Here is an 11,034-nt window from a genome sequence, read left to right as displayed (position 1 = left end):
AAACACGGCCCTCCGTCCCTGAACCTCCGCTCTCTCCGCATCCGCTGGAGCCGTTTATGTCGCTGACCGATTCGATCGGTACCACCCCCGTTGCCGCCACCCCCAGCGGGCTTCCCACCGCGGACGACGCCGTGGCCCACACTCTCCTCAACTGCCTGTTGAGAGAGATGCCCGGCCCTGAGCACCGGACCGCCGTCACCGACGGCCACCTGCTGCTGCGTCTGCCCCGCCGCGGCGTACTGCTGCGCGTCGCCCTGCGCCGTACGTCGCTGCTCGGCGCGCACCGCTTCACCGGGCCGGTGAGGGAGCAACGCGACGGCGACTGGACGGAGATCGGCTGGCGGCGCCTCGCCACGTACACACAGGACGAGCTGTCGTCGCGCACAGGCGTGCGCAACGAGGAGTTCCTGGACCAGATCGCCTCCAGCCACCAGGCGGTCGCGGCCGCCCTCGGCGTACGCGCCGCACGGCCCGAGCCGCGCGCCGGCGTCACGGACGGGCTCGCCACCTATCTCGCCTCCGAGCAGTCGCTGCTGTTCGGCCATCGCTTCCACCCCACCCCCAAGGCACGCAGCGGCGACGCCGCATCATGGCTGTCGTACGCGCCCGAGACCGGGGCCTCCTTCCCACTCCGCCACCTCGCGGTGCGCGAGCATCTCGTCGCGCAGGAGACCGCCGAGCACGGCTCAGCCGACGTGCTCGACCAACTGCGCTCCGACGTCCCGGCCGGCTACCGGTTGCTGCCCGCCCACCCATGGCAGTACGAGATGCTGAGCGGACACCCCGGGTTGCGTGAGGCCGTGGAACGCGGCGACATCCTCGAAATGGCCCCGGCCGGGAAGCCGTTCACCGCCACCGCGTCCGTGCGCACCCTGTACGACGGCGACACGTTCCTGAAGTTCAGCCTGAACGTCCGGATCACCAACTGCCTGCGCAAGAACGCCGGTTACGAGCTGTCCGGGGCGGTGGCCATGACCCGGCTGCTGGAGCCGGTCCTGAACGCCCTGGCCACCCGCTTCCCCGGCAGCGCCGTGCTCCGCGAGCCCGCCTACCGAAGCCTGCTTCTGCCGGGGCCCGACGGCGCTCCGGACCGCGCTCTGTTCGAAGGCTTCGGCGTGATCGTCCGCGAGGGCCTCGCGGCGAGGCTGTTGCCGGGCACCACCCCGCTGCTCGCGGCGGCCGTCGCCGACGAGTATCCGACCGGCCCCGGCCACATCTCCCGGCTCCTCGAAGGGGCAGGACCCCGGACCGCCCTCGACTGGTGGTCGGCGTACCTGAAGCTGCTCGTCCCACCCGTCCTGGCCGCGTACTTCGACCACGGCCTGGTCCTGGAGCCGCACTTGCAGAACGTCCTCGTCTGCGTCGACGAAGAGGGCATGCCCGCCCAGGTCATCTTCCGCGATCTCGAGGGCACCAAGCTCGTTCCCGAGCACCACGCCGACGCCCTCGACGGGCTGCCCGCCTCGGTCGCCGGTCCCATGACGTACGACGCGCAGCGCGGCTGGGACCGGGTCGTCTACTGCCTGCTCGTCAACCACGTGGCCGACATGCTCGCCGCCGTCGCCGACCTCCATCCGCAGACCGAGCGCGCCCTGTGGGCCGAGGTCCGGGCCACCCTCCAGGCGTACGCGGACCGGTACGGCTGCCCGCCGCGGCTCGCCGCGCTGCTCGCGGGCGTACCGCTGCCCGCCAAGGCCAACCTGCTGACGCGCTGGCAACGCAAGGCCGACCGCGAGGCCGGTTACGTCCGTCTGCCGTCCCCGTTCGCCGAGGACGTGCTGTCCGAAGCGGTCCATGACCACGACACCTGGAGCGACGCACGATGACCGCGCCCACCGCCGCGGTGCGTGACCGCGTCCTGTCCCTGCCCGCCGAAGAGCTCCCGGCGTACGTCTACGACCTGGCGGCGCTGCGCGAGCACGCAGCCGCCGTGCGGGCGGCCCTGCCCGAGCGCGTCGAGCTGTACTACGCCGCGAAGGCCAACCCGGAGCCGGAGATCCTGGCCGCGCTCGGCCAGTACGTCGACGGCTACGAGGTCTCCTCGGGCGGGGAGCTCGCCCACGTCCGCAAGGCGGTACCGGGCCGCCCGCTGGCCTTCGGCGGCCCCGGCAAGACCCCGGCGGAGATCACCTCGGCGCTGGAACTGGGCGTGGAACGCTTCCACGTCGAGAGCGTGTACGAGCTGCACATGCTGGCGGAGCTTGCGCGGCGGGCGGACGCGAAGGCCGGGGTGCTGCTCCGCTTCAACCTCGCGGTGTCCGACGGCTCCCTGGCGGACAGCTCGCTGGCGATGGGCGGCCGGCCCACCCCGTTCGGCCTCGACCCGGGCGACGCCGACACGGTCGTCCGCCTGCTCAGCGACGGAACGGACCCGCATCTGCATCTGCGCGGCGTCCACGCCCACCTGGCCAGCGGTCTGCGCGCCCCCGAACAGCTCGCGGTGGCCGAATCCATCGTGACGTGGGCGACGGAGCTGGCCGCCCGCCACCGCGTCCGCCTCGCCGAGGTGAACGTCGGCGGCGGCATGACCGTCGACTACGCCGCGCCCGACCAGCGCTTCGACTGGACGGCGTACGGCGCCGGGCTCACCCGCCTCACGGCCGCCCACCCCGACCTCACCTTGCGCATCGAGCCGGGCCGCGCCCTGACCGCGTATTGCGGTTGGTACGCCACCGAGGTGCTGGACGTGAAGCACAGCCACGGTGAGGAGTTCGCCGTGGTCCGCGGCGGCACGCACCACCTGCGCACCCCAGCGACCAAGGGCCACGACCAGCCCTGCTCCATCCTCCCGGTGGACACGTGGCCGCACCCCTGGCCCCGTCCGGCCGCCCAGCAGGACAGGGTCACGCTGACCGGCCAGCTGTGCACCCCCAAGGACCTCCTGGCCCGGCATGTCCCGGCACCGTGTCTGCGGGCCGGCGACCGGGTGGCATTCGCCCTGGCGGGTGCCTACGCGTGGAACATCTCGCACCACGACTTCCTCATGCACCCCCGTCCCGGCTTCCACTTCCTCGATCGACGGAGGCCTGACCATCACTCTCCGGCGGCCCGGTGACGTCATCTCGGGCCGACGACCACGTCTGCCCACCAGGTGGATCCGTCGGAACGCTCTCGCACGCCGTGCCTGGCCGACAGCGCCATGACGATTCCGATGCCTCGGCCGTGCTCGTCCGGATCGAGCCCGGAAGCCGGCCGGTCGGCCGGAGCCGCCGGGCCCGTATCCGTCACCTCGATGCGTACGGCCTTGTGAGCGTCCACCAGGACCTGCGACACCCGAAGCGTCGCCGGAGGCAGGGCGTGGGCGATCGCATTGGTGAGCAGCTCCGACGCCAGCAGAACCACGTCCTCAGCGACGTCCGCGGACAGGTCCCAGTCGGTGAGGACCGCGCGCACGCGCCGACGCATGACCGCGGCCGCCTCGGGGGCGTGCGGCAGGGGAAAGACATACGTGACGTCTTCGGGAAGCTCTGCGCTGAGCTGCGCCACTGACATGGTCCATCCTCCTCCGGGAGCGCTGCCGGCCGGTGCCGGGCGTGAGGAAACGCTAAGGAGGTGGAAACGGTCGGTCAATGAACGACGGTCGGCATTACCGAACGGAGGTCCTGGGGCGAAGACCCGGACTACGATCGTTCTATGGTCGGCCCGGTGCAGTCCATAGAACGGGCGGCGGCGATCCTGCGTCTGCTCGCCACCGGTCCCCGCAGGCTGGGACTGGGCGAGGTGGCGTCCTCGCTCGGACTGGCCAAAGGCACCGCTCATGGCATTCTGCGCACCCTGCAGCACGTGGATTTCGTGGAGCAGGACGCTGCCACCGGGAAGTACCAGCTGGGAGCGGCTCTGCTCCATCTCGGTACCAGTTACCTCGACGTCAACGAGTTGCGGTCGCGCTCCCTCAACTGGGCGGACGCCCTGGCCGCCCGCAGCGGGGAGGCCGTCCGCCTGGGCACGCCCCTGGAGGGGAAGGTGCTCATCGTCCACCACGTCTTCCGGCCGGACGACACCCTGCAGACCCTGGACGTGGGGGCGCTGCTGCCCCTTCATGCCTCCTCGCTCGGCAAGGTCCTGCTGGCCTTCGGGGCCGCGCCCGTCGAGCCGCTGAAGGCCGGACTGGAGGCCTACACGCGGCACACCCTGGTGCTCCCGGAGGATCTCGACCGGGCGCTCGGCGAGATCCGAGAGCTCGGCTGGGGCTCCGAGGTGCAGGAAATGAGCATGGGTGACGCCGGGATCGCCACGCCGATCCGGGGGCACGGCGGCCTCGTGGTGGGCGCGCTCGGCATATCCGGCCCGGTCGAGCGGATCTGCGACACAGGAGGCCGGCCCCGACCGGCCCTGATCACCGTGCTCCGGGAGGCCGCACGGGCGATCTCCAGAGACCTGGGCGCGGCGCGCTGGTAGGCACCCGCCGCTCCGCGACACATCGGAAGGCAGGCCCGATCATGGTGGCACGGTATGTGATGTCCATCGACCAGGGCACCACCTCCACTCGATGCATCCTGTTCGACCACCGCGGGGGGCTGGTGTCCGTCGCCCAGCGAGAGCATCGCCAGTATTTTCCTCAGCCCGGATGGGTCGAGCACGACGCTGTGGAGATCTGGCGCAATCTGCAGCGCGTGGTGCCGGAGGCGCTGTCCCACGCCGGCGTGGACGCCGGGCAGATCGCCGCCATCGGGATCGCCAACCAGCGGGAGACGACCGTGCTCTGGGACCGGCGGACCGGTGTGCCGCTGGGGAAGGCGATCGTCTGGCAGGACACCCGCACCGCTCCGCTTGTCGACGATCTGAGAAACCGGCCCGGGGAGGAGTTCTTCCTCGAACGCTGCTGCCTGCCTCCCTCGACCTACTTCTCCGCGCCCCGGATCCGCTGGTTGTTCGATCACATCGACGGGCTGGAGCAACGTGCCCGGGACGGCGAGGTGCTGTTCGGCACGATGGAGAGCTGGCTGATCTGGAACCTCACCGGTGGAAGCAGCGGCGGCCTGCACATCACCGACGCCACGAACGCCAGCCGCACCATGCTCATCGACATGCGCACGCTGACCTGGGACGGCGAGCTCATGGAGTTCTTCGGGGTCCCGCGCCAGATGCTGCCGGAGATCCGTCCTTCCTCCGAGTGCTACGGCGAGGCCCGCTCCGTGCTCCCGGGGGTCCGGATCACGGCCGCCCTCGGCGATCAGCAGGCAGCCCTGTTCGGGCAGACCTGTTTCTCGCCCGGCGAGGCGAAGTGCACCTACGGGACCGGCAGTTTCCTGCTGATGAATACCGGCTCCGACGTCGTCCGGTCCCGGCACGGGCTCCTCACCACCGTCGCATACAAGATCGCGAAGCAGCCCGCGGTCTACGCCCTGGAGGGGCCGATCGCCGTCACCGGCTCGTTGGTCCAGTGGTTCCGCGACCGACTGGGTCTGATCAACACGGCACCTGAGATCGAGACCCTGGCACGCACCGTCGAGGACAACGGCGGCTGCTACATCGTCCCCGCGTTCTCCGGTCTGTTCGCACCCCATTGGAGAAGCGACGCCCGCGGCGTCATCGTCGGCCTCACCTCGTACATCACGAAGGGCCACTTGGCCCGAGCCGTCCTGGAAGCCACCGGCTGGCAGACACGGGAGGTCGTCGACGCGATGAACGCCGATTCCGCGCTCGCCCTGAAGGAGCTCAAGGTGGACGGGGGCATGACCTCCGACAACCTGCTCATGCAGTTCCTCGCCGACGTGCTCGACGTTCCCGTGGTACGGCCCCTGGTGGCCGAGACGGTGTCGCTCGGCGCTGCCTACGCCGCCGGCCTCGCGGTCGGCTACTGGTCGGACATGGAGGTTCTGCGCCGCAACTGGCACCGGGCAGCCCAGTGGCTGCCTGCCATGGACTCCGAACGGCGGGAGAGCGAATACGACTGCTGGCAACGAGCTGTCGAGCGGTCCCTGGGGTGGATCCAGCCGCCGAGGCGGTCATGACACCCGGCCGGCCTTCGACCGGCCCGCCGTCCTGGTGAGATCAACCTGAAGGGCACCTGACGAGCAAGTTGGGTCCCTCATTCGGTGAACTCCTCTCGGCAGGGAATTCGGACGTGCGAGGGCTCTGTGCAGGGATGTTTTGCGGGTGCTGGGAATTGCGGCTCGTGCCAGGAACGCGGCCGGCGCAAGGGCCGGCGGACTGCACCGGAGCGGCGAGGCGGCCGAGACCAGGGAACGGCGGACGCGAACGCCCCGCTCTGTGGCGAGCGCTCCATTCAGATGAGCTTGTGTCTACACGCGCGCCGGACACGAAATCGCGAGAGAACGACAGATCGCCTCATCACGGCACTAGTTGCTCGACGGTCGCCCGAGCACCAGCGCTGTGCGGGGACGCCTTGATATGCAACCCGGCACTCCGTACGGTCCAGCGCGCTTCGGCCACTGGGTCGTCAGCACTGCTGGGCGGTGGCTTCGAGGTCCCTTCATGGCTCCGTACGCCCCCCGCCCGTTCGACGTCATCGACCCTTACCCCGCGAGCGGCCCGCAGAGGACCACCCCTGCTGCCGCAGCCTCTCGAACCCGTCCAGCAGAAGATCCAGCGCGAACTCGAACTCGAACTGGTCGTCACACCCCTGACCCACCACGGACCTCTCGTCATGAGCCACCGCGCCGGCCAACTCCATCACGTACGGGAACTCCCCCGCACCCACCTGAGGCGCAACCGCCTGGGCTTGCGAATCGCGGCCGGGCGAAGCGTCGAACAGCTCCTGCGTGATGCCCATCATCCGGCTGCCCAGAGCGTGCATCACATGATGTGTCAGATCGACGGAGAAACCACCGGTCCGGAACATACCGATCACAGAGTCCATGTACGCGAGCACGACCGGTGTCGGGCTGCTTCGCGACTGAAGCACCTGAGCCGCCCACGAGTGTGCGAGGAACGCACGTCGCGCCGAAAGGATCCTCCGGCGAACCGCGCCCTTCCAGTCGGCCCCCGGAGCCGGTGGATCGATCTCGCCCATGACGACATCGACCATGCCGGTCAGGAGCTGCTCCTTGTTCGCGACGTGCTTGTAGAGGGCCATAGGCACGACGCCCAGCTCCTGCGCCAGCCTGCGCATGCTCAGTGCTTCGATCCCGATGTCATCGGCGAGCGCGACAGCCGCCCTCAGCACCCGGTCCCTGGTCAGAGGGGTGCGGCGCACCGCCTTCGACTGCTGAGCCATATCGCGACAGCCCCCTCAATGCTCCGCCGTATCCGCACACCGCTTGACGAGTGTACGACGTACACCTACCGTGAGCCTTCGGTGTACGCCGTACACCTTTCCTTTGGGGGTGGGTGCTGGTGGAACCAGCCAGAAAAACCGCGATCGTCGCAGGTGCGTTCTTCCTTCTCACCGAAGTCGCCGCGATCGCCGGGCTCGCGCTGTACGACCCTGTCCTGCACGACACGCACTACATCCTCGATCCTGGCGCCGACACGCGGGTGTTCCTCGGCGCACTGTTCGAGATCGTCCTCGCCGCGGCCGTCATCGGCACCGGAGTCGTGCTGTTCCCGGTCCTCAAGAAACAGAACGAGGGTGCGGCGCTGGGCTACGTGTGCGCCCGCCTCCTCGAAGCCGCCGTCATCATCGTCGGCATCATCAGCGTTCTGTCGCTCGTGAAACTACGGAAGGCCTTCGAAGGGGCGGCGGACAGCGATACCGCCTCGCTCCTCACAACCGGCAAGACCCTCGTGGCCATACACGACTGGACGTTCCTCATCGGGCCCAACTTCATCCTGGGGGCGAACTCGCTGATCCTGGCATGGCTGATGTACCGCGCCAAGCTCGTCCCACGATCCATCGCCGTATTGGGGCTCGCAGGCGGCGCCTTGATCTGCACCTCGGCAACCGCAGTGATGTTCGGACTCTACGAACAGATCTCCGTAGCCGGGTCAATCGCCGCCATACCCGTCTTCACATGGGAAGTGGCCCTCGCCATCTGGCTCATCACCAAAGGCTTCAAACCAACTACCCCCTCGACACGGACAACAACAACCACACCACCCCCCACCCCACAACCGAATGACGGACCATCACCCACGTGAATGCTCCAACTCCCCTTGGACGGCTCAAGCAACGACGACCCACCCGAACTCCACCAACTGTTCGGGCTCGTCACAATCCGGCCCCCTCCGCGAATCGCACCGGCCGAGACGATCGACCGCCTACGCATCGACACCAGCAACTTCGACGAAACCGACCGCCCAGACTCACCAGGCGCACCCGCCGCAATGATCCCGCTCCAGACGACGATCGATCCAAGCACCACGCCGGACGCTACCCAGCGGACCAAACTGCGCAGTCAGTCACAACCACGCCTCAGTTGCTTCACGTGCGGTCATAGCACCTTGCCCGGAAGTGGCCACATCGATGGACTGGAAGACGCTACGCCCCGGCGAAGCCCTGGGCGTAGCGTGACCCCGCCTGGCACATCGCGGCCATTTCGCCTGACCGACACCAAGGCGGCCCCCGGTGCTGTCGCCGGGGCCGACGGCTGGGACGGCCGCCCCTGCAACCGCTTCCCGCAATACACTGGCCTCATGGGTGGAAATCCTTCCGTACCCATCGCAGACGAACTCGTGCTCAAGACCGGCGACCGGTCGCAGACGCTGAGTCCGAGCCAGTGCTATCGCGTCGGGCGGGACCCCGCCAGCGATATTGCTTTTACCGATGCTCGTGTGTCGTGGCATCACGCAGTGCTGCGCGTGGAGGGCGGCGGCTGGGTGGTGGAGGACGCCGGCAGCACCAATGGGACCTTTGCTGACGGTTACCGTGTGCAGCATTGCGGGGTCGGCCCCGGCACGTCTCTACGTTTCGGCGACTCCCAGGACGGGCCTTGGGCTGCCTTGTCCCGCGTCTCCCGGCCAAGGCGCCTCTCCCGTGCGGAGGAGTTGTCCTACCGGCCCGCTGACTTGGTGAGTCACGGATTCCGCCAACCAACCACTGTGCGGCGCTTGTCCGCTTCCACTCTGACGATCGGCCGCAATCCCGAGAACGACCTGGTCATCAACGACCTGATCGTCTCCCGTCGTCACGCTGAGCTACGAGCGATGGACGACGGTCGGCACCAGATCGTTGACCTCGACAGCCACAACGGCACCTACGTCAACGGACAACCGGTGACCGCCCGCTTCCTGCACCCCGACGATGTGGTGGGGATCGGGCGCTCCACGTTCCGGCTGGTCGGCGACCGCCTGGAAGAGTTCGTCGACAGCGGCGCCGTGTCGTTCTCGGCGCGGCACTTGGCCGTAAGCGTGCAGCACAAGGGCCGGATGAGGACCCTCCTCGACGATGTCAGCTTCGGGCTGCCGGAGAAATCGCTGCTGGCGGTCATCGGACCGTCGGGTTGCGGCAAGTCCACCTTGCTGCGGGCGCTGACCGGTTACCGCCCCGCCGACCACGGCGAAGTGTCCTACGACGGCCGCAACCTCTACCAGCATTTCCCGGCGCTGCGCCAGCGGATCGGGCTTGTGCCGCAGGAGGACATATTGCACCGGGAACTGACGGTGCGCACCGCGCTGGCGTACGCCGCCCGGTTGCGCTTTCCCGGTGACACCGAGCCGGCCGAACGCGATCATCGCATCGACGAGGTGCTCGGCGAGCTGCGTCTGCACAAACGCGCGGATCACCGCATCACGGCCCTGTCCGGCGGCCAGCGCAAGAGGGTGTCGATCGCGCTGGAACTGCTCACCAGGCCGTCGCTGCTCTTCCTTGACGAGCCGACCTCCGGCCTGGACCCGGGGATGGACCGGGAGGTCATGCAGACGTTGCGCAGCCTTGCCGACGAGGGCAGAACGATCGTAGTGGTGACCCATTCGGTGGCCGAACTCACGGTGTGCGACCAGCTGCTGGTGATGGCGCCGGGTGGTGTGGTGGCGTACTTCGGTCCGCCGGACGAAGCCCTGGCTTTCTTCGGCCGCCGGTCCTGGGCGGATGTCTTCCAGGCGTTCGAGGAGCGGCCCGGCGACGACTGGGCCGGCCGCTACCGTGCATCGCCGCAGTACGCGATGTACTCCGCCGACGTGGAAGCGGCAGCCACCCCGCCCGCACCCGTTCCGGAGGAACAGCCGCAGCCCGTGAAGCCGCAAAGCTGGGGCTCGCAAGTGTGGACGCTGATACGGCGCTATGTGGCGGTGATCGCCTCGGACAGGGGCTTCATAAGCCTGATGGTGCTGCTTCCCGCGATCCTCGGCGGGGTGAGCGTGCTGGTCCCGGCGGAGTCCGGTCTGGCCGCACCGCAGCCGCCGGAGAGATTCAACCAGGACAGCGGAACGATCCTGCTCATCCTCGCGATCAGCGCCTGTTTCTCCGGCTGCGCCAACTCCGTCCGAGAGCTGATCAAGGAGCGGGTGATCTATGAACGCGAACGGGCGACCGGACTGTCACGCTCCGCGTACCTCGTTTCCAAGATCGCCGTGCTGGGGATGATCAGCACCCTTCAAGCCTTGATCATCTGCTTCATAGGCTTCTCCCCGCGGAAACTGCCTGCTGAGGGCCTGATCATCAAGAGCGCACCCGTCGTCGAGATGACGATCGGCATCATGCTCCTCAGCTTCGCGTCGATGATGTGCGGACTTGTCATCTCGGCACTGGTGAGAACAGCCGAGAAGACCATGCCGCTGTTGGTGATGTTCTGCGTCGTCCAGGTCGTCTTCACAGGCATCCTCTTCCAGATCTTTGGTAAACCCGTCGTTGAGCAGCTCGCCTGGCTCATGCCCGCGCGCTGGGCGGTCGGCATGGAGGCCGCGACCACCGGTCTGTCCCGTCTGATGCCGCCGTTCAACGGCGAAGACCCGACGGCGCTGGACCCCCTCTGGCAGCAGACGGCGGCTCAGTGGTGGACCAACGCCATGATGCTGATGCTGATCGTGACTGCTTGCGGAGTCGCCGTACTCAGGCTGCTGAGGCAGCATGAACCCGAGGTCATGCGCCGTCGCTGACCACCGCGTCGGCCCGCCTTGACCCCTCGTCGCATCCGGGTCCAGCGTGGATAGAGAGATCTCTACGGCATGACCGAACGAGGGAAGCGCACGAGC

8 protein-coding genes are annotated in these 11,034 nt (G+C 68.3%); 6 read left to right on the top strand and 2 right to left on the bottom strand.

The window, feature by feature from the left end:
- Positions 1-56 precede the first annotated feature (56 nt).
- Positions 57-1,826 (top strand): IucA/IucC family protein, encoded by a 1,770-nt coding sequence (locus tag ACIPJI_RS13945; protein ID WP_402246341.1) that lies wholly within the window; start codon positions 57-59, stop codon positions 1,824-1,826.
- The gene (locus ACIPJI_RS13940) at positions 1,823-3,055 is read left to right on the top strand and encodes a type III PLP-dependent enzyme (RefSeq protein WP_402246339.1); all 1,233 of its coding nucleotides are present in this window, start codon (positions 1,823-1,825) and stop codon (positions 3,053-3,055) included. Before ACIPJI_RS13945 ends, ACIPJI_RS13940 begins: the two co-directional genes overlap by 4 nt.
- A 2-nt stretch (positions 3,056-3,057) precedes the next feature.
- Here the strand turns inward: ACIPJI_RS13940 and ACIPJI_RS13935 are convergent, their stop codons facing one another.
- A complete protein-coding gene (locus ACIPJI_RS13935) occupies positions 3,058-3,492 on the bottom strand; it encodes an ATP-binding protein (RefSeq protein WP_402246337.1) in 435 nt (144 codons plus the stop codon).
- Between the two features lie 141 nt (positions 3,493-3,633).
- Here ACIPJI_RS13935 and ACIPJI_RS13930 point away from each other — a divergent pair, with 141 nt between their 5' ends.
- Positions 3,634-4,398: an IclR family transcriptional regulator gene (locus tag ACIPJI_RS13930; RefSeq protein ID WP_356624137.1), complete on the top strand. Its 765-nt coding sequence runs from the start codon at positions 3,634-3,636 to the stop codon at positions 4,396-4,398.
- 41 nt (positions 4,399-4,439) lie between these two features.
- On the top strand, positions 4,440-5,954 hold the full coding sequence (glpK, locus tag ACIPJI_RS13925) for a glycerol kinase GlpK (protein WP_402246335.1): 1,515 nt from the start codon (positions 4,440-4,442) through the stop codon (positions 5,952-5,954).
- 515 nt (positions 5,955-6,469) lie between these two features.
- Here the strand turns inward: glpK and ACIPJI_RS13920 are convergent.
- A complete protein-coding gene (locus ACIPJI_RS13920; RefSeq protein WP_402246333.1) occupies positions 6,470-7,180 on the bottom strand; it encodes a TetR/AcrR family transcriptional regulator in 711 nt (236 codons plus the stop codon).
- 119 nt (positions 7,181-7,299) lie between these two features.
- Between ACIPJI_RS13920 and ACIPJI_RS13915 the strand changes: the two genes are divergently transcribed.
- Entirely contained in the window at positions 7,300-8,043 is a 744-nt protein-coding gene (locus tag ACIPJI_RS13915; protein WP_402246331.1) for a DUF4386 domain-containing protein, read from the top strand.
- A gap of 495 nt (positions 8,044-8,538) precedes the next feature.
- Positions 8,539-10,938, top strand: a complete 2,400-nt coding sequence (locus ACIPJI_RS13910) for an FHA domain-containing protein (protein ID WP_402246329.1) — start codon at positions 8,539-8,541, stop codon at positions 10,936-10,938.
- Positions 10,939-11,034 lie beyond the last annotated feature (96 nt).

It is taken from the genome of Streptomyces sp. NPDC086835 (assembly GCF_044745705.1).
Classification (GTDB): Bacteria; Actinomycetota; Actinomycetes; order Streptomycetales; family Streptomycetaceae; genus Streptomyces.
This window is presented reverse-complemented; position numbering and strand designations above follow the sequence as displayed.

Coding starts and splice junctions, on each gene's coding strand:
- ACIPJI_RS13920 (WP_402246333.1), bottom strand. CDS start 7,180: ATGGCTCAGCAGTCGAAGGCGGTGCGCCGCACCCCTCTGACCAGGGAC.
- ACIPJI_RS13945 (WP_402246341.1), top strand. CDS start 57: ATGTCGCTGACCGATTCGATCGGTACCACCCCCGTTGCCGCCACCCCC.
- ACIPJI_RS13935 (WP_402246337.1), bottom strand. CDS start 3,492: ATGTCAGTGGCGCAGCTCAGCGCAGAGCTTCCCGAAGACGTCACGTAT.
- ACIPJI_RS13930 (WP_356624137.1), top strand. CDS start 3,634: ATGGTCGGCCCGGTGCAGTCCATAGAACGGGCGGCGGCGATCCTGCGT.
- ACIPJI_RS13910 (WP_402246329.1), top strand. CDS start 8,539: ATGGGTGGAAATCCTTCCGTACCCATCGCAGACGAACTCGTGCTCAAG.
- ACIPJI_RS13940 (WP_402246339.1), top strand. CDS start 1,823: ATGACCGCGCCCACCGCCGCGGTGCGTGACCGCGTCCTGTCCCTGCCC.
- glpK (WP_402246335.1), top strand. CDS start 4,440: ATGGTGGCACGGTATGTGATGTCCATCGACCAGGGCACCACCTCCACT.